General features: G+C 62.2%; 20 protein-coding genes, 1 pseudogene and 1 riboswitch. Of the genes and pseudogenes, 16 read left to right on the top strand and 5 right to left on the bottom strand.

All coding sequences use genetic code 11. The features are described 5' to 3' along the window. Window positions 1–17 precede the first annotated feature (17 nt). The 3 genes from AC27VQ_RS04035 to coaBC all read left to right on the top strand — a co-directional run bounded on the left by AC27VQ_RS04035 (window position 18) and on the right by coaBC (window position 2,496). On the top strand, window positions 18–821 hold the full coding sequence (locus AC27VQ_RS04035) for an ion channel (RefSeq protein WP_488715321.1): 804 nt from the start codon (window positions 18–20) through the stop codon (window positions 819–821). A gap of 135 nt (window positions 822–956) precedes the next feature. Beyond that, window positions 957–1,184 (top strand): hypothetical protein, encoded by a 228-nt coding sequence (locus AC27VQ_RS04030; RefSeq protein WP_313532118.1) that lies wholly within the window; start codon window positions 957–959, stop codon window positions 1,182–1,184. Window positions 1,185–1,290: 106 nt separating this feature from the next. Then, a complete protein-coding gene (coaBC, locus tag AC27VQ_RS04025; RefSeq protein ID WP_488715320.1) occupies window positions 1,291–2,496 on the top strand; it encodes a bifunctional phosphopantothenoylcysteine decarboxylase/phosphopantothenate--cysteine ligase CoaBC in 1,206 nt (401 codons plus the stop codon). On the opposite strand, the gene AC27VQ_RS04020 is transcribed toward coaBC, so the two are convergent. After that, the gene (locus AC27VQ_RS04020) at window positions 2,489–3,310 is read right to left on the bottom strand and encodes a class II glutamine amidotransferase (RefSeq protein ID WP_488715319.1); all 822 of its coding nucleotides are present in this window, start codon (window positions 3,308–3,310) and stop codon (window positions 2,489–2,491) included. The genes coaBC and AC27VQ_RS04020 overlap by 8 nt on opposite strands. 273 nt (window positions 3,311–3,583) lie before the next feature. Here AC27VQ_RS04020 and AC27VQ_RS04015 point away from each other — a divergent pair, with 273 nt between their 5' ends. From AC27VQ_RS04015 to AC27VQ_RS04000, 4 genes are all read left to right on the top strand, one after another. After that, on the top strand, window positions 3,584–4,495 hold the full coding sequence (locus AC27VQ_RS04015; RefSeq protein ID WP_488715318.1) for a pirin family protein: 912 nt from the start codon (window positions 3,584–3,586) through the stop codon (window positions 4,493–4,495). A 53-nt stretch (window positions 4,496–4,548) separates the two neighbouring features. Further along, complete coding sequence (locus tag AC27VQ_RS04010) at window positions 4,549–4,953, top strand: GFA family protein (protein WP_488715317.1); 405 nt, start codon at window positions 4,549–4,551, stop codon at window positions 4,951–4,953. A 4-nt stretch (window positions 4,954–4,957) separates the two neighbouring features. Beyond that, entirely contained in the window at window positions 4,958–5,758 is an 801-nt protein-coding gene (locus AC27VQ_RS04005) for an AraC family transcriptional regulator (protein WP_488715316.1), read from the top strand. Between the two features lie 73 nt (window positions 5,759–5,831). Continuing rightward, a complete protein-coding gene (locus AC27VQ_RS04000) occupies window positions 5,832–6,443 on the top strand; it encodes a LysE family translocator (RefSeq protein WP_488715315.1) in 612 nt (203 codons plus the stop codon). A 98-nt stretch (window positions 6,444–6,541) separates the two neighbouring features. On the opposite strand, the gene thiD is transcribed toward AC27VQ_RS04000, so the two are convergent. Both thiD and AC27VQ_RS03990 read right to left on the bottom strand, forming a co-directional pair. After that, window positions 6,542–7,354, bottom strand: a complete 813-nt coding sequence (thiD, locus tag AC27VQ_RS03995; RefSeq protein WP_488715314.1) for a bifunctional hydroxymethylpyrimidine kinase/phosphomethylpyrimidine kinase — start codon at window positions 7,352–7,354, stop codon at window positions 6,542–6,544. A gap of 42 nt (window positions 7,355–7,396) precedes the next feature. After that, a riboswitch (TPP riboswitch) is annotated at window positions 7,397–7,493 on the bottom strand. A gap of 67 nt (window positions 7,494–7,560) precedes the next feature. Further along, window positions 7,561–9,141, bottom strand: coding sequence for a peptide chain release factor 3 (locus tag AC27VQ_RS03990; protein WP_488715313.1), 1,581 nt, complete (start codon window positions 9,139–9,141; stop codon window positions 7,561–7,563). Window positions 9,142–9,234: 93 nt separating this feature from the next. Between AC27VQ_RS03990 and dut the strand changes: the two genes are divergently transcribed. Together dut and AC27VQ_RS03980 are read left to right on the top strand one after the other, a co-directional pair. After that, window positions 9,235–9,702, top strand: coding sequence for a dUTP diphosphatase (gene dut, locus AC27VQ_RS03985; protein WP_488715312.1), 468 nt, complete (start codon window positions 9,235–9,237; stop codon window positions 9,700–9,702). A 4-nt stretch (window positions 9,703–9,706) separates the two neighbouring features. Continuing rightward, window positions 9,707–10,594 (top strand): GNAT family N-acetyltransferase, encoded by an 888-nt coding sequence (locus AC27VQ_RS03980; protein WP_488715311.1) that lies wholly within the window; start codon window positions 9,707–9,709, stop codon window positions 10,592–10,594. On the opposite strand, the gene AC27VQ_RS03975 is transcribed toward AC27VQ_RS03980, so the two are convergent. Further along, window positions 10,595–11,227, bottom strand: coding sequence for a LysE family translocator (locus AC27VQ_RS03975; protein ID WP_488715310.1), 633 nt, complete (start codon window positions 11,225–11,227; stop codon window positions 10,595–10,597). 165 nt (window positions 11,228–11,392) lie between these two features. Here AC27VQ_RS03975 and AC27VQ_RS03970 point away from each other — a divergent pair, with 165 nt between their 5' ends. The 3 genes from AC27VQ_RS03970 (at window position 11,393) to AC27VQ_RS03960 (ending at window position 13,609) form a co-directional block, all read left to right on the top strand. After that, entirely contained in the window at window positions 11,393–12,010 is a 618-nt protein-coding gene (locus AC27VQ_RS03970) for a LysE family translocator (RefSeq protein ID WP_488715309.1), read from the top strand. Window positions 12,011–12,138: 128 nt separating this feature from the next. Beyond that, the gene (gene cysK, locus AC27VQ_RS03965; protein ID WP_488715308.1) at window positions 12,139–13,107 is read left to right on the top strand and encodes a cysteine synthase A; all 969 of its coding nucleotides are present in this window, start codon (window positions 12,139–12,141) and stop codon (window positions 13,105–13,107) included. Window positions 13,108–13,171: 64 nt separating this feature from the next. Next, entirely contained in the window at window positions 13,172–13,609 is a 438-nt protein-coding gene (locus tag AC27VQ_RS03960) for a VOC family protein (RefSeq protein WP_488715307.1), read from the top strand. A 279-nt stretch (window positions 13,610–13,888) separates the two neighbouring features. On the opposite strand, the pseudogene AC27VQ_RS03955 reads toward AC27VQ_RS03960, so the two are convergent. Continuing rightward, window positions 13,889–15,187 (bottom strand): annotated as a pseudogene (locus AC27VQ_RS03955) (YifB family Mg chelatase-like AAA ATPase); the annotation flags it as partial. A 1,177-nt stretch (window positions 15,188–16,364) separates the two neighbouring features. On the opposite strand from AC27VQ_RS03955, the gene AC27VQ_RS03950 reads away from it, so the two are divergent. The 4 genes from AC27VQ_RS03950 to AC27VQ_RS03935 all read left to right on the top strand — a co-directional run bounded on the left by AC27VQ_RS03950 (window position 16,365) and on the right by AC27VQ_RS03935 (window position 21,519). Further along, window positions 16,365–16,697 (top strand): DUF6634 family protein, encoded by a 333-nt coding sequence (locus AC27VQ_RS03950; protein ID WP_488715306.1) that lies wholly within the window; start codon window positions 16,365–16,367, stop codon window positions 16,695–16,697. Between the two features lie 61 nt (window positions 16,698–16,758). Then, a complete protein-coding gene (locus AC27VQ_RS03945; protein ID WP_488715305.1) occupies window positions 16,759–18,675 on the top strand; it encodes an AAA family ATPase in 1,917 nt (638 codons plus the stop codon). Window positions 18,676–19,188: 513 nt separating this feature from the next. Next, entirely contained in the window at window positions 19,189–20,691 is a 1,503-nt protein-coding gene (locus AC27VQ_RS03940; protein ID WP_488715304.1) for an AAA family ATPase, read from the top strand. Between the two features lie 198 nt (window positions 20,692–20,889). Then, entirely contained in the window at window positions 20,890–21,519 is a 630-nt protein-coding gene (locus tag AC27VQ_RS03935) for a hypothetical protein (RefSeq protein ID WP_130521171.1), read from the top strand. Window positions 21,520–21,589 lie beyond the last annotated feature (70 nt).

Below are 21,589 nucleotides of genomic sequence, written 5' to 3'. Positions count from 1 at the left end.
GCGCTAGTCTTTCCGCCATGACCGACGAACCGCTGAGCGTGACCGAACCGCGACCCTTTCTCGAACGGGCGCGCCGGCAGTTGCGCGGGCTTTATTTCGGGCGGGACCGGGAGGCGGTGCGGTTTCAGCTGGCGATGCTGTTCATCGACATCGCGGTGCTGGTTTTCTTCATCGCCGGGCCCTATCTGCGCACCGGCTCGGCCTATGTCATCATCGACTATGCGATTGCGGCGGTCATCGCCTTCGAGCTTGCCGCACGGGCGCTGATTGCGCCCAACCTGCGCTACTGGCTGCTGCGGCCGATGACCTGGGTGGATATCGTCATTCTCGGCACGCTGCTGTTTCCCAGCCATCTGCACAATTTCGCGTTCCTGCGCGTCCTGCGCATCTGGGCGATCAGCCAGAGCAAGCTGGTGACGGTGCTTTTGCGCCGCACCGGTTATGGCTATCTGGAAGACGTCATCCAGGCCTGCGTGAATTTTCTCGTCTTCCTCTTCCTCGTCACAGGCTTCGTCTATGCCAACTTCTTCTACGGCGCCGGTGGTTTTGAAGGTTTCGTCGATGCGCTCTACTTCTCCGTCGCGACGGTTACGACGACCGGTTTCGGCGACATAACGCTGCCCGGCACGCTTGGAAAGCTCACCTCGATCATCACGATGATCGTCGGCATCTCGCTTTTCGTGCGCCTCGCACAGGCCATCGTCCGGCCCTACAAGGTGACCTTCCCCTGCCCCGAATGTGGCCTGTCGCGCCACGATACCGATGCCGTGCACTGCAAGGCCTGCGGCCACGTGCTCAACATTCCCGACGAAGGCGCCTGAGCGGGGAAGCACCCCGTCTTGGCCCGTCGCGATGGCTTGCGGGAATGCGCGAAGGTGTTACTTTAGCAAGACCGGAACAACCGGCGCCGTGCAGTGCAAGACCGTATTCTCCAGGGGCCAAAAGGGGAGCGTCCCATGCGCAAGATCATGTTTGTTTCCGCCATTGCCGTCTTGTCTTTCAGCAGCTTCGCCGCACCCGCCTTTGCCGGCAGGATGCCGGACGGATCGGGTCTCCAGACCACCGGGGCCGTCGAGCTCGTCACCCACTACTACGGGCACAAGCCGAAGTGCTTCTGGAAGAAGATCAAGAAATACGACTATTACGGCAACCTCATCATCAAGAAGGTGAAGGTCTGCCATTAGGGCGTCAGTCACCTGCCAAGACTTGGAAATGCCGCGGCAACGGGGTAGGACGGGATGACCGTCCTCTCCGGGGGCGGTCTTGCGCCTCTTGAGCCCGGGACCCGCCATGCCGCTTGCAGGAAAACGCATCCTTCTCGTCATCTCCGGCGGCATCGCCGCCTATAAGAGCCTCGACCTCATCCGTCGCCTGCGCGAGCGTGGCGCGGAGGTGCGGCCGGTCATGACGGCGGGGGCGCAGCAATTCGTGACGCCGCTTGCCGTCGGCGCGCTGTCGTCGGGCCGTGTCTATACGGAGCTGTTTTCCCGCGAGGACGAGCAGGATATCGGGCATATCCGGCTGGCGCGCGATTGCGACCTGATCGTCGTCGCGCCGGCCACCGCCGACCTGATGGCAAAGATGGCGAACGGCCTTGCCGACGACCTTGCCTCCACCGTGCTTCTGGCCACCGATCGCCCCGTACTGGTGGCGCCGGCCATGAACCCGAAAATGTGGATACATGCCGCAACGCGCCGCAATGTCGAGACCCTACGCAAAGATGGCATCGCCTTCATCGGCCCCAATGCCGGCGAAATGGCCGAAAGCGGTGAAGCCGGCTTCGGGCGCATGGCGGAGCCGCTGGAGATCGTCGCGGCGGTAGAGCGCCTGCTCGACGGCGGCGCAAAGCCGCTCGCCGGTCGCACGGCCGTGGTCACATCGGGCCCGACGCATGAGCCGATCGACCCCGTGCGCTACATCGCCAACCGCTCCTCCGGCCGGCAGGGCCATGCCATTGCCGCAGCCCTTGCCCGGCTTGGTGCGGACGTGACGCTCGTTTCCGGCCCGGTCACGATTCCCGATCCCAAGGGCGTGAAGGTTATCCATGTCGAGCAGGCAGCCGAGATGCTGGACGCCGTGCTGGCCAGACTGCCCGCCGATATCGCCGTGATGGTCGCCGCCGTCGCCGACTGGCGCGTGGCCACGCCGAACAATGAAAAGATCAAGAAACAGCCGGGCGAAGGCCCGCCGCCGCTGATGCTGGCGGAAAACCCCGATATCCTGAAGACCGTCGGCCACAGTGACAAGCGCCCGAAGGTCGTCGTCGGCTTTGCGGCCGAAACGCAGGACGTGGAAAGCAACGGCCGCGTCAAGCTTCAGAAGAAGGGTACCGATCTGATCGTCGCCAATGACGTCTCGCCGGAGACCGGTATCATGGGCGGCACGAGGAACAGCGTAAAGCTGATCACCAGCGATGGCATCGAGGCCTGGCCGGAACTGTCCAAGGACGATGTCGCGGACCGCCTCGCCGGCTGGATCGCCGCGCGGCTTACCTGACGAGGCTGAGTTTCGCTTCCATGGCGCTTGCCGGGCGGCCGGCGGGCGAGAAAATGCGCACATCGACGCCGTTTTCGCCGAGCACGACGGCGCTGCCATCGGGGATTTCCACCCAGGCTTCCGTGTCGTCGTTCAAGGGCTCGGAGACGAGGCAGTAGCCGCCCGTCTCGCCCATCGGCGCGGCATACAGCGTCGGGGCCTTGTAGTCCGTCGCGTAGCGCACGGCATAGAGCTGCTTGCCATCCGTGAAGGCGGCAGTGAAGCGCACGAGCACGTGACGTTCCAGATGCGCCGCGAGACGCTCGACGAAGGCGATAGTCTCGGCCATGGCGCCGAGCGGATCGCGCGCCAGGCCGAATTGCAGCGCCAGCAGGAACAGCAGCTCGGAATCCGTCGAGCCGGTGCGGGCATGGTAAAGGTCGTTGTCAAGCATGGTTTCGAGCGGCCGGCGCAGATACTCGAAATCGGCGATCTGGCCATTGTGCATGAAGGACCAGATGCCGTGCACGAAGGGATGGCAATTGTCGCGCCGCGTGCCGCCGCCGGTCGCCGCGCGCACATGGGCGAGGAACAGCGGCGAGCGGACCTGACTTGCGATGCTGCGCAGGTTGCAGTCCGACCACGCCGGCAGGATATCGCGGTAACGGCCGGGCTCCGGACGCTCGCCATACCAGGCGATGCCGAAGCCGTCGCCATTGGTGGCCGTCTTGGCGCGGGTGGCGCAGTGGGATTGCTCGATCAGCGAGTGCGCGGGCGAGGACACCAGTTCCTCAAGGAAAAGCGGCTCTCCGCGATAGGCTGCCCAACGGCACATGACATTTCCCGCTTGTTTGGACCGGTGCGAACCGGTGTGAGATACGACGCATTAACCATGGCACTGCCCGGATTTTCAACGCAAATGGGTAAAAATGCGTTAACGAATGTAAACGGGGCGAAACCATGCGTGTCATTGTGATGACAGGCGTCTCAAGCGGCAGTTTCCGGAGGAACAGGATTTTGTGAACAGTCCGTTCTGCGCCCGCCAGATTTCGTGAACGATGGGTGCGGCGTATAAAGGCTTCAACACCCCAAACGAAAGGACTTCCCCATGTCCATACGCCCCGTCAAACACGAAAGCATCGGCCGCCCCGCCATGGAAGGCGCCGGCGTGAAACTGCACCGCGTCTTCGGTTTCGGTGATCCGTCGATGACCGATCCCTTCCTGATGATGGACGATTTCCGCAACGACGATCCGCAGGATTATATCCGCGGCTTCCCCTGGCATCCGCATCGCGGCATCGAGACCATCACCTATGTGCTCGCCGGCTCCGTCGAACACGGCGACAGCCTCGGCAATCACGGCGTGATGGGTGCGGGCGACGTTCAGTGGATGACCGCCGGCAGCGGCATCCTGCACCAGGAAATGCCGCGCGGCGATTTCGCCGGCAAGATGCACGGCTTCCAGCTCTGGGCCAACCTGCCCTCGTCGCTGAAGATGACCGCGCCGCGCTACCAGGACATCAAGTCCGGCGACATCCCCGTCGTCGTCGATGACGACGGCACGGTGGCCCGCGTCATCGCCGGCAGCTTCTGGGGCAAGACCGGCCCGGTCGACGGCATCGCCGCCGAGCCCGTCTATCTCGACATCTCCGTACCTCCGGGCCAGACGAAGCGCCTGCCGGTCGATACCTACCGCTCGGCCTTCGCCTATATCTTTGCCGGTTCCGGCACGTTCCGCGATGCCTCCAAACCCTTCGGCGTGAAGGTGGAGAAGGAGTTCCAGGGCGAAGAACTGAACATCCGCGACCTCTCCGGCAACCGCACGCTCGTCGTGTTCGATACCGGCGACGAGGTGACGGTGCAGGCTGGCGAGAAGGGCATCCGCTTCCTGCTCGTCTCGGGCAAGCCGATCCAGGAGCCCGTCGCCTGGCACGGCCCGATCGTGATGAACACGCAGGCCGAGCTGGAACAGGCGATGCGCGAGCTGCGCAACGGCACCTTCATCAAGCCGGCGCATTGACGCCGGCCCGTGAAACCCTATCCTTCCGTCGTACCACGGCGGAAGGATTGTTCATGCGCATCGACGGGCAATGCCATTGCGGCTTCGTGACCTATGAGGCCGAGATCGATCCCGGCGCGGTGCTGATCTGCCATTGCACGGATTGCCAGCGGCTGACTGGCTCGCCCTATCGCGTCACCGTGCGGGCAGCACGCGAGGCCGTGCGCCTGACCGGCAATTCGCCGAAAATCTACACCAAGATCGCCGGAAGCGGCCGCCCACGCATGCTGTCCTTCTGCCCAGAATGCGGCACACCGCTTTTCTCGACGGGAACGGGAGAGGCCGCGGCGACCTGGGGCATCCGCTGGGGCAGCATCAACCAGCGCGCCGACCTGAGACCGGCGCGGCAAATCTGGTGTTCCTCCGCCACCGACTGGTTCGGCGAAACGACCGCCCTTCCCGGCACGCCGCAGGAGTAGAGGCATGGCCGCCGGGCGCTTCCAGATCCTGCGCACGGCCATCGACGGCATCGAGGCCGTCGTCGCCGACAGCAGCCACACCTTCGCGCGCCACAGCCACGACACCTATGGCATCGGCATGATCGAGCGCGGTGCGCAAACCTCGGCGAGCGGACGTGGCCGGGTCGAGGCGGAGGCCGGCAACACCATCACGGTCAATCCCGGCGAAGTGCATGACGGTGTACCGATCGGTGATACGCCGCGCGCCTGGCGCATGCTGTATCTGCAGCCGAAGATCGTCGCGTCTGCCGCGGAGGATATTTTCGAGGGCCGGCCGCGCGACGAGTTTTATGCGCCTGTTCTGGCGGATAGGCGCGTCAGTGCTCTCGCGTCAGCGGCCCTTGCGGCCTTGCTGGACGCCCAGGCCACACAGCTTGGCCACGAGGAACGGCTGCTGCTGTTGCTGGCGGCCGTGCTGCGCGAACGGCCGGCAAAACGTTCCGGCATCGCAACATCGGGCGTCGCCCGTGCCCGTGAAAAACTCGACAGCATGCCCGATGCCGCCATCACCCTTGAAGACCTTGCGGAAGAAAGCGGGCTTGGCCGTTTCCGGCTGGTGCGTGACTTCGCCCGCGTGACCGGGCTGACACCGCACGCCTACCTGCTCCAGCGCCGCACCGAGCTTTCCCGTCGATTGATCGCGACGGGAAAGCCGCTCGCCGAAGCCGCGGCGGAAGCAGGCTTTGCCGACCAGAGCCATATGACGCGCAATTTCACCCGCCGCTACGGCTATACGCCCGGCGCCTACCACGCCGCCCTCGCCTGACCTCGCAATTTCGTTCAAGACCACGCTTGCCGCTCCGGTGTTTCCTGCCCGCTCCTCAGCATGGGAACATCACATGACCACCGAATTCCTCATCACCTCACTCGTCGTCATCCTGCTGCCGGGTACGGGCGTCATCTATACGCTGGCGCTCGGTATCAGCGGCGGTTTTCGCGCCGGTCTGCTTGCCGCCTTCGGCTGCACGCTCGGCATCATCCCGCACATCCTCGCCAGCGTCGTCGGCCTTGCCGCCGTGCTGCATGCCAGCGCGCTCGCGTTCGAGGTGCTGCGGTATGTCGGCGTCGCCTATCTGCTCTTCATCGCCTGGAGCCTTTTGAAAGATTCGCGCGCGCTCGATCTCGGGCCGGATCAGCCGGCAGAACGGGCGCCACGCATCGTGCGGAAAGGCATCCTCACCAATATCTTCAACCCGAAACTCTCGCTGTTCTTCCTGGCTTTTCTGCCGCAATTCGTGCCGGCGCAGGCGCCTGACGTGACCGCGCGCATGCTCATCCTCGGCGCCGTCTTCATGATCATGACCTTCCTCCTCTTCGCGCTCTATGCAGCCCTTGCCGCAGGCCTGCGCCAGCAGGTGCTGAGCCGTCCGAAGATCATGGTCTGGACACAGCGCAGTTTTGCCGCCGCGCTCGGTCTGATGGGTCTGCGGCTGGCGCTCGCGGATCGCTAGAGCAATTCCAGCAAAAGTGCGAAGCGGTTTTGCGTCCGGAATTGCCTAGAAACAAAGAGCTAGAGCGTTTTCGCGTTTCGAAGAAAAGCGGAAATACTCTAGTTCCAGAGCGCGTGAAAATGATGCAGCGGGCCGTGACCGGAGCCGACGGCCAGCGCATCCGAGCCGCGCACGGCGCCGGCAATGTAGCTCTTTGCCGCCGCCACGGCATCCGGCAACGCCTTGCCCTTGCCGAGTTCGGCCGCAATGGCGCTCGACAGCGAGCAGCCCGTGCCATGGGTGTTGCGCGTCAGGACGCGCACGCCCTCGAACCAGCGCAGCCGATCCCGCGTCGCCAGGACATCCGGGCTCTGGTTGCCAGGCAGATGCCCGCCCTTCAGCAGCACCGCCCTGGGGCCAAGCGCCAGCAGGCGGTTCGCCTGATCCGCCATCGTCTCCCGGTCGGTCGCCTCCGCCTCCCCGAGCAGGGCGGCCGCCTCCGGCAGGTTCGGCGTCAGCACGGTGGCGAGCGGCAGCAGGCGGCAGGTCAGGGCCTCGACGGCCTCGCGCGCCAGAAGCGAGGCGCCACCCTTGGCCACCATGACGGGATCGAGCACGAGCGGCGTGCTCCGATGGGTGGCGAGCGCATTGGCCACCGCTTCGGCAATGTCAGCCGAAGCGATCATGCCGATCTTCACCGCATGGACCCGCACATCGGCCAACACCTCCCGGATCTGCGCCGCCACGAAGGCCGGCGGCACGAGATGCACGCCGGACACGCCTTGCGTGTTCTGCGCCGTCAGCGCCGTCAGCACCGCCATGCCATAGGTGCCGCGCGCCGCGAAGGTCTTGAGATCGGCCTGGATGCCGGCGCCGCCCGAGGGGTCGGAACCCGCGATGGAAAGGATGTTTGCGATGGTCGTCTCGGCCATTAAGCCTCCTTGCGACGGAGGCGGCCGTGGGACGCGCAGCGATACGGCGCCCGTTCGACTCCCTCCGCCGGCATGATCCGGTTCAGGTTCAAAGGGTGCTTCTCAGCCCGCCTTGCGGCGGACGCCCCTGTCCAGGCAGTGCTTTTCGCAAATGAAAAGCCGCCTGTCATCTTGAAAGTGACAGGCGGCAAAATGGCAGGCGTGCGTTACGCCTTGGTGACGTGATATTCCTTGATGGCGACCATCTTGATCGCGGGATAGCGCTCCGCCTCGTAGCGCAGAGAGAAGCTGTCCTGCGCCAAAAACACCGGATCGCCATCGAGGTCGCGGGCGATATCGCCGCGGCGCTGGGTGACGAATTTTTCGAGCTCCGCCGCATTGTCGGAGGAAACCCAGCGGCAGACGGAGAAGCGCGACATTTCGAAGGAGACCGGCAGACCGTATTCCCCCTGCAGCCGCTCCTTCAGAACGTCGAGCTGCAGCGCGCCGACGACGCCGACGATGGCGGGCGAGCCGTCTTCCGGCGAGAAGAGCTGCACGACGCCCTCTTCCGCCATCTGCTGCAGGGCTTCCTTTAGCTTCTTGGCCTTCATGGCATCTTCGAGCCGCACGCGGCGCAGGATTTCCGGCGCGAAGTTCGGCACGCCCTCGAAGACCAGCGCCTCGCCTTCCGTCAGCGTATCGCCGATGCGGAGCGTGCCGTGGTTGGGGATGCCCACCACATCGCCGGCATAGGCCGTGTCGGCGAGCTGGCGCTGCGAGGCGAAGAAGAACTGCGGCGCCGAGAGGCCGATGGTCTTGCCGGTGCGGGCAAGGCGCACCTTCATGCCGCGCTCCAGCATGCCCGAGCAGACGCGAGCAAAGGCGATGCGGTCGCGATGGTTCGGATCCATGTTGGCCTGGATCTTGAAGACGAAGGCCGTCATTTTGTCTTCGGCGGCATGGACCTTGCGCACATCGGCGATCTGGTCACGCGGCGGCGGCGCGAAGGCGCCGAGCGCGTTGATGAGATCGCGCACACCGAAATTGCGCAATGCCGAACCGAAGAAGACCGGCGTCATATGGCCTTCGAGGAAGGCTTCGCGGTCGAACGGACGGCAGGCCTCGCGGGCCAGCTCCAGCTCCTCGGTGAAGGCTTCGCGCTCGTTTTCCGGCAGGTTTTTGGCGACTTCGGCGATATCGTCCATTTTCGTCGGCTGCACCTGCGTATCCGAGCCGCGATAGGTGCGGTCGGCAAGGTGATAGGAGCCGCAGAAGGACTTGGAGCGGCCGACGGGCCAGGTGACCGGCGCGGTATCGAGCGCCAGCTTCTCTTCCACCTCATCGAGAATCTCGAAGGGGTCGCGGCTTTCGCGGTCCATCTTGTTGACGAAGGTGATGATCGGGATATCGCGCAGGCGGCAGACTTCGAAGAGTTTCAGCGTGCGCGGCTCGATACCCTTGGCGGCATCGATGACCATGATGGCCGCATCGACGGCCGTCAGCGTGCGGTAGGTATCGTCGGCGAAATCCTCGTGGCCGGGCGTATCGAGGATGTTGAAGACGTTGCCGTCATATTCGAAGGTCATGACCGAGGTCACGACGGAGATGCCGCGTTCACGCTCGATCTTCATCCAGTCCGACCGGGTCTGGATGCGGTCCTTCTTGGCTTTCACTTCACCGGCGAGCTGGATGGCGCCGCCGAACAGCAGCAGCTTTTCGGTGAGCGTGGTTTTACCGGCGTCCGGGTGCGCGATGATCGCGAAGGTGCGGCGGCGGGAGACCGCCTCGGCGAGGGTTTCAGCCATTTTCTGCAATATCCTGTGAGTTGCCGGCGTCTTTACAGGCTCCGCCTCAAAGATGCAATTGACGCGCTGCCGCCACGGCCGGCTTATGGCCGCATGACCGCACACGCCCCCGCTCAGCTTTCGCTCGTCCGCCTGCCGCATGGCGAGGGCATCGAGCTTCCCGCCTATGAGACGCCGGGCGCCGCCGGCATGGACCTGCGCGCCGCCGTGGAAGCCGATGCACCGCTGACGCTCGCACCGGGCAAGCGCACGCTGGTGCCGACCGGCTTCGTCTTCGAAGTGCCCTTCGGCTATGAGGCGCAGATCCGTCCGCGCTCCGGCCTTGCCTTCAAGAACGGCGTCACCTGCCTCAACACGCCCGGCACCATTGACAGCGATTATCGCGGCGAGGTGAAGGTGCTGCTCGTCAATCTCGGCGAAGAGCCGTTCACCATCGAGCGCGGCATGCGCATCGCCCAGATGGTGATCGCTCCCGTCACGCAGGTCGCCGTGCGCGAGGCGACGGACGCCAGCGAGACCGCGCGCGGCGCCGGCGGCTTCGGCTCGACCGGCGTGCGCTGAGACGATGACGGGCCACCCCGAACTCGTTTTCGGCGCGAACTATTTCGGCGATCCAGTAGCCTCGCAGGCACTTGCTGCCCTGCTCGACGACACGTTCGGCATCGATGTGACGATCCTCGACCGGCTTGGCGGGCCGGACCCGACCGGCGTGCCCTTCGCCTGGTTCGACGCATCCGGCACCTGCATCGCCAATATCAGCGCCTTCTCGATGCCGCTGGTCATCAACGGCAATTTCACGCGCGCCGCGGCGCTGCAATCGGGCGCGGTGCGGCCGGATTTTCGCAAGCGCGGCCTGTTCCGCTCCGTCATGGAGGCAGCCCTCGACTATTGCGACGGCGAGGGTTTTGAAGCCGTGGCGCTGCTGACCGACAAGCCCACCCTCTACGAGCGTTACGGCTTCCGGGCGCTGGCGCAGCATCGTTTTGCAGGCCCGGCACCGACAGGCGGCCGGGCTGGCGCAACACGGCAGCTCGATATGGCCAACGATGCGGATGTGACGTTGCTTCGCCGACTCTTGAATGGTCGTCGCCCGGTTTCCGATCGTTTTGCACCGCTGCGGCAGGTCGAGATGTTTCTGTTCAACGCCGCGCTGATGCCGGATCTCCGGCTCGACGTCATGGAAGAAGACGGCGCCGTCATTGCCTGGCAACAGGGTGAAGACGGAACCTTCGAACTGTTCGATGTGGCTGGCGCGCAAATCCCTGCTCTTACCGATATCCTAGCAAGCCTGCAGATCACGCCGTCAAAAATCCGCGTGCACTTTGCGCCCGATCATCTGGACTGGACCGGCGAGGCCATCGCCGACGAAGGCGATATGGCGCTCATGCTCCGCGGGGCGGAAGGCCTGCTGCCGCAAAAACCCTTCGCGCTGCCGCCGATGGCAGAGTTCTGATCAGCGTCCCGCGTCCGTCGCCATGCGCAGCGCCAGCCCCGCCAGCATGGTGCCCATCAGCCAACGCTGCACGAGCGCCCAGCGCGGGCGGGTGGCGAGAAGGGCGGCCACGGAGCCCGCGGACACGGCGATCAGCCCGTTGATGCTGACGGCGATGACGATCTGCGTGCCGCCCAGCACCAGCGCCTGCAGGAAGACATGGCCCCTTGCCGGATCGATGAACTGCGGCAGCAGCGAGAGATAGAGCACGGCCACCTTGGGGTTCAGCAGATTGGTCAGAAGCCCCATGAGGAAGAGTTTGCGGTTGCCGTCGCGCGGCAGGGTCTTCACCGCGAAGGGCGAACGCCCGCCGGGACGCAGCGCCTGCCAGGCCAGCCAGGCGAGATAGAGCGCGCCGGCAAAACGCAGCGCATCATAGGCATAGGGCACCGCCATCAAAAGCGCGGTGATGCCGAGGGCTGCGGCAAACAGATAGAACACGAAACCGAGCGCCACGCCGCCGAGCGAGATGAGCCCCGCCGCCGGCCCCTGGCAGATCGAACGGGAGACGAGATAGAGCATGTTCGGCCCCGGCGTCAGCACCATGCCGAGCGCAATGAGGGCGAAAGCGGCAAGGCTGGTCAATTCGGGCACGGATGCATCTCCCCTGGATGGACGAAAGAGGAGTATTCCTCGCCCCCTGCCGCCGCAAGGATCGCACTTGTCCCGGTGACAAGAGTACCCGCTGTCCGCTGCGAGGCCGGCCATTGCCGGAAAACACCGCCGGGCGTAAAAGAGAGGCATCCAAGGAGTTTCCCGATGACCCTCGCCGTCCTCATCGCCTATAGCGGTGCCTTGTTCATTGCCGCCATCATTCCCGGTCCCGGCATCACGGCAATCGTTGCGCGCGCGCTCGGCTCCGGTTTCCGGCCGACCTTTTTCATGGGACTTGGCCTTATCCTCGGCGACATGGTCTATCTGACAGCGGTCATCCTCGGCCTCGCCTTCATCGCCCAGACCTTCACCACAGCCTTCATGCTGATCAAGATCGCCGGGGCGCTCTATCTTGGCTACATCGCCTGGAAGCTCTGGACGGGCGGGCTGCTGCCGCAGAACATCGAGGAGCAGCGCTCCACCAGCATGACCATGTCGTTCCTGTCCGGCCTGTTCGTGACGCTCGGCAATCCGAAGACCATGCTGTTCTATGTCGCGCTCGTGCCGACGCTGGTCGATCTCGGCTCGATCGGCCTGAAAGATTACGGCGTGCTGCTGGCCGCCACCTTCGTGGTGCTGCTCATCGTGGTCGTGCCCTATATCGCGCTCGCCTCGCGCGCCCGCATCCTGCTCAGGCAGCCGAAAGCCTTGCAGCGGCTGAACCGCGTTGCCGCCGGCATTCTCGCGGGCACTGCGGCCTATATCGCCACCCGCGCGGCATGACGATTTCTTAGGCTTTAGGCTACCGGCAACCCGATTATTCCGTTTGAAACCGTTTTACCGCGAAATCCGGACTCGTCTCCCGCCGCGTTCCCTCCTATCTTCTCTGCGATAATAACGAGGAGACCCCGATGAGCGAACCCCGCAAACCCGGCCGCGGCCGTATCTACGCCTCCATCACCGAGACCATCGGCGACACGCCGATCGTGCGGCTCGACAAGTTTGCCAAGGAAAAGGGCGTCGTCGCCAACCTTCTGGCCAAGCTCGAATTCTTCAATCCGATCGCCTCGGTGAAGGACCGCATCGGGGTGGCGATGATCGAAGCGCTGGAGGCCGACGGCAAGATCACGCCCGGCAAATCGACGCTGGTCGAGCCGACTTCGGGCAATACCGGCATCGCGCTCGCCTTCGCCGCCGCCGCCAAGGGTTATCGCCTCATCCTGACCATGCCGGAAACCATGTCGATCGAGCGGCGCAAGATGCTCGCCCTGCTGGGCGCTGAGCTGGTGCTGACCGAGGGGCCGAAGGGCATGAAGGGCGCCATCGCCATGGCCGAGGAACTGGCCAGCACCATTCCCGGCGCCGTCATTCCGCAGCAGTTTGAAAACCCGGCCAACCCCGAGATCCATCGCAAGACGACGGCCGAGGAAATCTGGAACGACACCGACGGCGCGGTCGACATCCTCGTCTCCGGCATCGGCACGGGCGGCACCATCACCGGCGTGGGCCAGGTGCTGAAGGCACGCAAGTCCGGCTTCCAGGTCGTAGCGGTGGAACCCGCCGACAGCCCGGTTCTCTCGGGCGGCAATCCCGGCCCGCACAAGATCCAGGGCATCGGTGCCGGCTTTGCACCCGCCATCCTCGACAAGGACGTCTATGACGAGGTCGTGACCGTCAGCAATGACGAAGCCTTCGCCAATGCCCGCCTCGTCGCACGGCTCGAAGGCGTACCGGTCGGCATTTCCTCCGGTGCTGCCCTCACCGCCGCCGCGAAGGTCGGCAGCCGCCCGGAAAACGCCGGCAAGACCATCGTCGTCATCATCCCCTCCTTCGCCGAGCGTTATCTCTCGACCGCGCTCTTCGAAGGACTCGCAAGCTGAGACGTGACCGCCGCATGGCCCGGCCATGCGGCATCTCCCCACCGGACCGGCTCTCCCTCGCGCCATGCTCCACCACCTCTCCCTCGGCGCTCGCGCCATCGACCGTGCAGCCGCCTTCTACGATGCCGCGCTCGCACCGCTCGGCTATACACGCGTCTGGTCCGACCTCCGCCCCGGCGAAACGGGTCAGGCCATCGGTTACGGGCCGCCCGGCGGCGGTGACAAGCTCGCCATCAAGGCCTATGCCGATGCCCGCGCGCCCGGCCCCGGCTTCCACATCGCGTTTGCCGCACCGAGCCGCGTGGCCGTCGATGCCTTCCACGCGGCAGCAATCACCGCCGGCGGCGTCGATAACGGCCCACCCGGCCTTCGCCTGAATTACGGCCAGCATTATTATGCGGCCTTCGTCATCGATCCGGACGGGCCATATCGAGGCGGTCTTCAAAGGACCGGCGTGATGCCAGAGGCAGCGGACCGGCGGGCACCTTCACCAAACAGATAACCGTGCGGTACCGCTGAATCGGCGGAATCGGTCTCTCGAAGACGCGAGGCGGTACGCTTAAACAGAGCACGAGCTGCATGCGCCAGACCGGCCCAACAGTCCAGCCATGGCGGCCCGCAAAGGACGCCTCTCGCCGCCCCGGGGATCACACACTCAAAAACACGCCGCGTTTCGGCGCGCGCGATAGCCGTGGCTTCCGGCATGGTTCGATTGGTCTGCAAGCCTCAAGGGACCACCGGCCGGCCCCCGCGCCCGCCTTGTCGCGGCCGCGCCGATCAATCAGGTGGTGACGAGGCGCTCGCCGGCGATCCGGTAGGAAATCGCTTCCGCGAGGTGGATGCGACCGACGATAGCGGTTTCGTCGAGATCGGCAAGGGTGCGGGCAACCTTGAGGACGCGGTGATAGCCGCGGGCGGAAAAGCGCATCTTCTCCGCAGCGTCACGCAGCAACTGGAGACCGGCGGGGTCGGGTTCGGCGACTTTCTCCACGAGGGCGGTCGAGGCCCGTGCATTGCTGGTCACCGAAGCCATGCCGAGGCGGGCGAAGCGATCGGCCTGCAGGGCGCGCGCTTGGGCGACACGCTTTGCCACCACGGCACTCGGTTCTCCGGCCATCGGGCGGATAAGGTCCGTCGCGGAGACGGCGGGCACGTCGATGCGGATATCGATGCGATCCATCAGCGGGCCGGAGACGCGGGCCTGGTAGTCGCTCATGCAGCGGGGACCGCGCGCGCAGCTGCGGCCGGGCTCACCCGCCATGCCACAGCGGCACGGATTCATGGCCGCGACGAGCTGGACGGCGGCGGGATAGCTGACACGGTGGTTGGCGCGCGCAATGATGCACTCGCCGGTTTCGAGCGGCTGGCGCAGCGCGTCGAGCGCCTGTGGCGTGAATTCGGGCAATTCATCGAGGAAGAGCACGCCGTTATGGGCGAGCGACACTTCACCGGGCCGCGCCCGCGGCCCACCGCCCACCAGGGCTGCCATGGTGGCGGAATGGTGCGGCGTGCGGAACGGGCGGCGATCCGAAAGGCGCCCGCCGGAAAGCTGGCCGGCAATGGAATGGATCATCGACACTTCCAGCAGTTCGGCCGGAGCGAGCGGCGGCAGGATGGCCGCCAGACGCGCGGCGAGCATGGACTTTCCCGAGCCGGGCGGGCCGACCATCAGGAGATTGTGGCTGCCCGCGGCTGCCACTTCCAGCGCGCGCTTGGCGCTCTCCTGTCCACGGATATCCGCGAGATCGGGCAGGTCTCCCGGCGTTGCGCGGATCGCCGGCACCGGGCGACCCAAGGCTTGTGTCCCTTTGAAATGGTTGGCGAGTGCGATCAGGCTGCGCGGAGCAAGGATTTCGAGCCCACCGCCGGCCCAAGCCGCTTCCGCGCCATTTTCCGCCGGGCAAATGAGGCCCTTGCCGAGCGCATTGGCGCCCATGGCGGCGGGAAGCGCACCGGCGACGGCAGCGATCGTGCCGTCGAGATTGAGCTCGCCGATGACGAGGAAATCCTCCAGCGCATCCGCCGGCACGGCACCGAGCGCCATCATCAGGCCGAGCGCGATGGCGAGATCGTAGTGGCTGCGTCTGCCACATTCCTAAAAGCTTATTCGTAGATAAACGAGCATTCGCGATCGAGATGCATTTGTCGACCGATATCCCTCAGTTCCCTGTTCGATCCTTCTGGAGGATCGAACATCCGCACGGAGCGATGTTCCCCGTCCCGATGCTTCCGGATAGCCATGATAAGGTATTGTTGTCACCGGAGGCCGTAGCGAATGCGAAGGACAGGTGAACCGAGCTCGTCTCGGCTCACCTGTTGACAGCGATCCCGTTCATGGCACCATGGAACCACCGGGCGGAAAACAAACAAAAGTGTGCATGGAAGACGGTCATAAGACCGGCTTCCATGCACTCCGTTTTTTGTGTTTGGAGGAGACAGCATGCCACATCAGCGGTTGGCTATCGAGGGAGAGATAGCCACTCCAATCACGCAGCAAGGCTACTCCGCCACGCGATTACTGTCAGTCGAGCTCTCTAAGGGCGACTTAGGCCGGGGTCTGACGGTAGTGCAGCATGCTCGTCTTCCGGACTTGACCCGGCCGATTTCCATCGCACGCCGACCCCATAGAACTTCCCAGTGGCTGTTTCCCCCCAACCGGTAAATTCAATACCCTCGCTTTCGTAGTAATCTTGGAGCGCTCGATGAGATGGGGTCCACCAATTCCCTTTCTCCGCCGCTTTCACTGTTTCCCGAGCCATTTTAGCCTGTTCAGCAATCTCGGCCTGCTCTTTGTTGCAAAGGGCGCGAGCTGCTCTCAAGGAAACGGGAATTGTCTCTGTATGGAAATCACCAGTCATGGCTCTACCTGACAAGTCGGTAGTGGTCGGAGCAGACCACTTCGCGCCCGATCGGGTGATCTCCCCCCCGATCTTTGCATCTCCGAGGAACTCGATTCCTTGCGCAACGTAGAAATCAACCATTTTGAGGTTCGTTTCCGGCATCCGCTCGGACGTCTCGACCGTTGAAAGTGACCGTCGCAAAACGCCAGCGCGGTCAGCCGCAGATTCCTGCGTCAGGTTCAGGAGTGCGCGGGCAGCTCGTAGTGCGTCAGCTGGGGCTGGAATTCTCATCGGTCCGACAAGCCGGTCACCGAAAAAAATGTCAACGATATACCCTCTGGGGTCTTCCATATTCCAAGGAGGCTTCTATAAATACCTTGATGGATCAAAAACGATCCAGAATGATTCGGAGGGTCAATGAGCTACGATGATTCGGCATGGCGGGTAATGTCCCGTCTAAAGCTCGCTGCAGACCTTCGGCGTCTCGCGGACGATCTCGAAGATGCCGCTCCTGCCCCAGCGGAGAGCTCACCCGCTGTCATGATAAATTCATGGATGCGCACCACACGAGAAGTGCCGTGCCTAGTTGGAAGAGTTCTCGGCCACCCGAAACTCGAAGATCACAGCCTGATTCACACGAGCGAGCTTTTCCACATTGATGAGTGCGGTGAGTTCGCGCGCACTAGATCGCGCTGGTATCGCCTCGGGACGCACAGGTCGATGAAATCCGGAGCTTTAGTGAAAGCGTAACGCCAGCGATTATCGATCGAACAATGTTGCTGGGCTCGGTGTTGCCACACTGGAATGATAAATGACAAAGCGCTCCGGAAAATCGCATCGCGTACCGTGGACCGACGCCTCGGAAATTACCATACCCGTCTATATGGCGTACTGCGCGATTGCGGCTGTCCTCCGGCCATGGAATAGGGACTGTGCGGGTTTCAACGTCATACTGTGTCCGCATGAAGACTACGACTTTGAGGTCTTTCAAACTGCGGGCAGAATTTTCGTCGGACGTTTGGGCGACGAGGATCGCCCCTTTGTGCACGAGCTATCGAAACGCTGGCAACGACAACAAGGACTGGTGTCCGAACGCGAGCGAGTCGTTTATTTCAAACCTGTTGGGTACAAGGCTACCGATGAGGAAAAGCTTTCCGCCGATGCCATCTTAGACGTGCCCATCAGGACCCGGAGGCACGCGGAGGCGGCGCTTCGCCGGTTCAACGTGCCTCTCGATAACAGGTACGTCGATCTGCTTCTCACTGAGTCTTGGACGCGGCTAGAGAGAGCGTTCCAATTGCGTCGATCGCCGTTGATCGCATTCGATAGACTGCAGCGCGTTTCGACGATATCGACATCGGGTGCCACTCCCACGCCCAATACGGGCGGGTCCAAGCTTTCGGATTTGCACGGTCTCGGTCCCGCGGTCGCGTGGGGGACGGAATTGGCAACCGATCTCGCCGACTACAAGGCCGGCAATATCGCTTGGGATCGCGTCGATAGCGGCGCTTTGCTGTCAGGACCGCCGGGCACCGGTAAGACGCTATTCGCGCGCGCGCTGGCGAACACTTGCGATGTGCCAATCGTTTATGGCTCCTTTGCCTCATGGCAGGAGAAAGGCTCCATGGATGCGCTCTTGAAAGAGATGCGTAATGCGTTTGACGATGCCGCTTCCAAGGCACCGTCCATCCTGTTCTTAGACGAACTCGATGCGTTCGGTGATCGAAACACCGGGGATCACCACCAGAGTTACATGACGGGTGTCATCACCGGTCTCCTGCAATTGCTTGACGGTTTCGAACGACGTGTCGGTGTGGTCGTGCTGGGGGCGTGCAATTATCCTGACCGTGTCGACCCTGCCATACGTCGCGCGGGACGCCTTAATAGACACCTCCAGGTTCCGCTTCCCGACGCCCCGGCTAGGCGATCAATCGTCCGATATTACAGCGGCGTCGAACTCGACGCAGAACAGGCGATCGTGTTCGATCTGGCCACGGAAGGGTTTGCAGGAGCCGACATCAAGCTGCTCATAAATGACGCGGAGAGGACGGCACGGCGACAATGCGCAAATTTAGCCGCGTCGCACATAATGGAGCATCTGCGCCCTGTGGTAGCGCTGCCTGAGGAGCATATCTATGCGACGGCGGTCCATGAGGCAGGGCATTCACTGGTCGCAGCGGAGTTGAAGTTTGGGGAATTGGTTAAGGTTTCCGTCACGTCTCATGGGGTCTTCAATGGTCAGTCTCAACTTGGGTACACTCGCTACGCATTTCCTTCGGTGAGACGAAGAACGCGTTCGGAATTCCTGGATGAGATTGCTGTGTTTCTCGGCGGGGTCGCGGCGGAGACTGAGGTCTTCGATTCTTTCGATTGCGGTGCGGCCGGTCCCGAGGCCGCTGATCTAAGTATAGTCACGCGGTTGGCAACCATCCTCGAGAGCGGCCTTGGAATGGGACACACGCTGGCGGTTGAAGATTGCCGACCGCGACGGCTTGAACAGCTGCGCGATTCAAATCCGGAACTTCGGAAAAGAATTCATGATGTCATTGAGCAGCAATTCGAGAGAGCGCGGTCCATTGTTCGGAGACAGCGCGCCGTACTGGACCAGCTCGTCGAGCAGTTAATGCTCGCCAAGGAACTGTCGGGGGAAGAGGTAAGGGATATCGTTAAGAGGCATCGGACATCTTGGGTCAGCCTCGCCAAGATGCCTCGGCGAGCGGGGATGTGATGGTCAAAAGACACCGACGCCGAAAGACTTCAGGTCCCCGACGGCTACCACCAGCGGAATCTGTAGCCGCCAGGGAGGCAAGAAAATCTGTTGGCGCGGCGCTCGACGAAGTCGGTTTTAAGCCGTTGGGCCGCCGAATAATCGTTGGCGGGGGGATTGTTCGAGGAAACACAGATGGCAGTTGCGCTCCCGACAACGGAGAAGCGGAGACGCCCGTCTATGTCACGTCATCGGACGACCCGTTGTGAACTCTATCAACGGGCAATCACACCGCGCGTTATGGCTGTCCTCTTCGAAATGAGACGACAAGCGCTACTCGAGTCCGATCCTGCTCGTATCGTGGATGGAAAACTATCGGGCAAGGTCGTCAAATATGTCGGGGCAAAAGCTGTATCTTCTCGTGAGTTCTGTGTTTGCGAACATACAATCACAGTGGAGAACGACTCACGCGGCTATTGATCTGAGTTGGGCGCTGCTATCGTGCCCACCAGGAATGTTTAAAACGAGTCTTTGATGCAATTCGTCGTACACAAAGCCGCCAAGCCTCCTGTATCGGCCAGAATTAACTATCCGTTCGCAGGTCTCTACCAAGATAACTGGAACGACTTCGGATGGCGCTGTCGGTTCGTCGCAACTCTGCATATCAGCGCCGATGAGGCGGTAGATTTAGGTCCGGTAAAGATTGCGCAGGACAACGACGGATTTCGCGCGAGTACTCCTGCTTTCTTCGAAATTTTACCCAACAACGTTGCGTCTCTTGGAGAGTCAATCGCATATTACCGCCGCATTGAGGACCTTAGCCCTGAACTTCAGCTGGCGTATCTGACGGCGGTCGGGGACATTGTCTACGACCCGGAGCGCCGCTTTCTTATCACCAACCAGGAGCTCTGGGAAAAAAGCTTCATGCGCGAGGTATCGTCCCGGCATGCCTTGGATCGCGGCGGCTATTACGTTGGAGCTCCCTTTGTGGAGGTCGAGCCGCCAAATTTCGACTTTAGTATGCAGCTCCCGGGAGCAGCAGGTCGGCACGAAGTTACCTTCGACTTCACCGGGCAAGGCGGTCTTCCGAATCGTACGATGCTTCTCGTTGGCCGCAACGGTACCGGAAAGACACAGTTGCTCTCTAGCGTGGCTTTCGAAAGCATGGCGGCGGAAGTCTTTGATGAAGAAACGATCAAATCGATGCCTAAGGCGGAGATATCAGCTGATCTCAAGCTCAGTCGCGTAATCACAATCTCTTATAATGTATTCGACGAGTTTCCTCTTCCCAAAGAGACAAGGACACGACGACCGCGTGGTGTCGCGTACCGATCGCGAGCGTCCTACAAGTACTGCGGGCTGCGAACGCGCGATGGCACGATTAATGCCAACGAGGTCGACAAAATGCTGGCCGAGGCGCTAGAGCCAGTAGCTGCATCGGATCGCATGGAACGCCTTGAATTGGTGCTCGCGACATTGTTCGACGAGCAACAAGCAGTGGCCTTGACTTCGGAGGATGATCAAACTCGCAAACAGGCGGTAAAGCAGCTGAGTGCTGGGCAGCGCCTTGTCGCGGCGATTTTTAGCAATATCGTCGGCTTCATAGAAGAAGGATCGCTTCTTCTCATTGACGAGCCTGAAACGAACCTACATCCCGGCCTGCTCAGCAGTGTCGTCGATGCGCTTACCCGGGTACTGGAGGAATACGACTCCTATGCGATCATAGCGACGCATTCTCCCATTCTGCTGCAGCAAATACCAAGTCGATATGTAAGGGTAGTTACGCGCGACAACCTCAACAGACCAGCCGTTAATCCTCTTTCTTTCGAAAGTTTCGGAGAAGACTTGGGGGAGCTTACCCGCAAGGTTCTTGATTTGTCGGGCGCGGAACGCGACTTCAAGCACGTACTGGATGATTTATTCGACGTCCACAACTCCGCGCAGGGCGTCGCCGACCTTTTCCCATATCCGCTAGGCATTCCAGCGCAATCTCATCTGTTTGCCCGCGAGATCGAGCAAGAAGACGAGGCAAACTAAGTGCGGAAAACTGGACATTACGTGGCTGAGCGAGTGCCATCGTACGACCGACTTGTTGCCGCGACCACACCTAGTAGGCGGCAAACGCTAACTCCTCTTTCGGCAACGATAGTTCCTGCGTGCGAAGCCTATGACCAAGCTTCCCCAGACGTTCATGCTCGCGCGCCTATCGGCCTTGCGGAGGCCGCGAAGGATGCGTTGATCGACGCCTTCGAAAACCGCACCGTCGCCATGAACCGCCTTCTTGCGGAGATGACGAACTCGCTACCACGCCGACACGCCGATCTGTGCCCATACTGCACCTTGGACACTAATCCTGATCTCGACCACTATCTCCCAAAAGAGGAGTTCCCCGAGTTCGCGTTGCATGGTCGAAACCTGATTTACATCTGCACAACGTGTAACCGCAAGAAGTCGAAGTACTTTAAATCAGTTCCTGAAGGACACAGACTCTTTATGCACCCTGCACACGAACCGACTTCGCTTCATTCGGTTCTCACGGTAACTCTTCGCTACGCGCCCCGGGCCGTGGTTGCAAAGTATTCGATAGACGACAATGCAGATGTCCCAGACGATGAGAAGGCGCAATTGAAACGCCACTTTGTTAGATTGGGACTCCCCGAACGATATGCTACGCGCGCGCAGAATAGTCTGACTGCTCTAAAGGAGGACTTGGCTGGGCATAACGTGGTAACTGTCAGAAGAACGCTCGATCACAAAATTCAGAGTTCTTTGGTTGGAGAACCAATCAACGGGTGGTCCAAGGCATTATACCGTGCCGTTGCAATGGATCAGAATGCCATGAGCGATTGGTTGCTGGGGCCCTGACATTTTGTGGAATGGATGGTGGTTGGGGGACTGCGTGGCTGCAATGAACTCTACCCACCGGCGAAAACGC

The organism is Shinella sp. 20P9.1.1 (assembly GCF_057798995.1).
Note: the sequence above shows the minus strand (reverse complement) of the source record. Positions and strands in the feature narration are given on the sequence as shown.

What these genes read in the sequence shown, in the direction of transcription:
- AC27VQ_RS04035 (WP_488715321.1), top strand. Translation starts at nt 18, where the DNA reads ATGACCGACGAACCGCTGAGCGTGACCGAACCGCGACCCTTTCTCGAA.
- AC27VQ_RS04030 (WP_313532118.1), top strand. Translation starts at nt 957, where the DNA reads ATGCGCAAGATCATGTTTGTTTCCGCCATTGCCGTCTTGTCTTTCAGC.
- coaBC (WP_488715320.1), top strand. Translation starts at nt 1,291, where the DNA reads ATGCCGCTTGCAGGAAAACGCATCCTTCTCGTCATCTCCGGCGGCATC.
- AC27VQ_RS04020 (WP_488715319.1), bottom strand. Translation starts at nt 3,310, where the DNA reads ATGTGCCGTTGGGCAGCCTATCGCGGAGAGCCGCTTTTCCTTGAGGAA.
- AC27VQ_RS04015 (WP_488715318.1), top strand. Translation starts at nt 3,584, where the DNA reads ATGTCCATACGCCCCGTCAAACACGAAAGCATCGGCCGCCCCGCCATG.
- AC27VQ_RS04010 (WP_488715317.1), top strand. Translation starts at nt 4,549, where the DNA reads ATGCGCATCGACGGGCAATGCCATTGCGGCTTCGTGACCTATGAGGCC.
- AC27VQ_RS04005 (WP_488715316.1), top strand. Translation starts at nt 4,958, where the DNA reads ATGGCCGCCGGGCGCTTCCAGATCCTGCGCACGGCCATCGACGGCATC.
- AC27VQ_RS04000 (WP_488715315.1), top strand. Translation starts at nt 5,832, where the DNA reads ATGACCACCGAATTCCTCATCACCTCACTCGTCGTCATCCTGCTGCCG.
- thiD (WP_488715314.1), bottom strand. Translation starts at nt 7,354, where the DNA reads ATGGCCGAGACGACCATCGCAAACATCCTTTCCATCGCGGGTTCCGAC.
- AC27VQ_RS03990 (WP_488715313.1), bottom strand. Translation starts at nt 9,141, where the DNA reads ATGGCTGAAACCCTCGCCGAGGCGGTCTCCCGCCGCCGCACCTTCGCG.
- dut (WP_488715312.1), top strand. Translation starts at nt 9,235, where the DNA reads ATGACCGCACACGCCCCCGCTCAGCTTTCGCTCGTCCGCCTGCCGCAT.
- AC27VQ_RS03980 (WP_488715311.1), top strand. Translation starts at nt 9,707, where the DNA reads ATGACGGGCCACCCCGAACTCGTTTTCGGCGCGAACTATTTCGGCGAT.
- AC27VQ_RS03970 (WP_488715309.1), top strand. Translation starts at nt 11,393, where the DNA reads ATGACCCTCGCCGTCCTCATCGCCTATAGCGGTGCCTTGTTCATTGCC.
- cysK (WP_488715308.1), top strand. Translation starts at nt 12,139, where the DNA reads ATGAGCGAACCCCGCAAACCCGGCCGCGGCCGTATCTACGCCTCCATC.
- AC27VQ_RS03960 (WP_488715307.1), top strand. Translation starts at nt 13,172, where the DNA reads ATGCTCCACCACCTCTCCCTCGGCGCTCGCGCCATCGACCGTGCAGCC.
- AC27VQ_RS03950 (WP_488715306.1), top strand. Translation starts at nt 16,365, where the DNA reads ATGAGCTACGATGATTCGGCATGGCGGGTAATGTCCCGTCTAAAGCTC.
- AC27VQ_RS03945 (WP_488715305.1), top strand. Translation starts at nt 16,759, where the DNA reads ATGACAAAGCGCTCCGGAAAATCGCATCGCGTACCGTGGACCGACGCC.
- AC27VQ_RS03940 (WP_488715304.1), top strand. Translation starts at nt 19,189, where the DNA reads ATGCAATTCGTCGTACACAAAGCCGCCAAGCCTCCTGTATCGGCCAGA.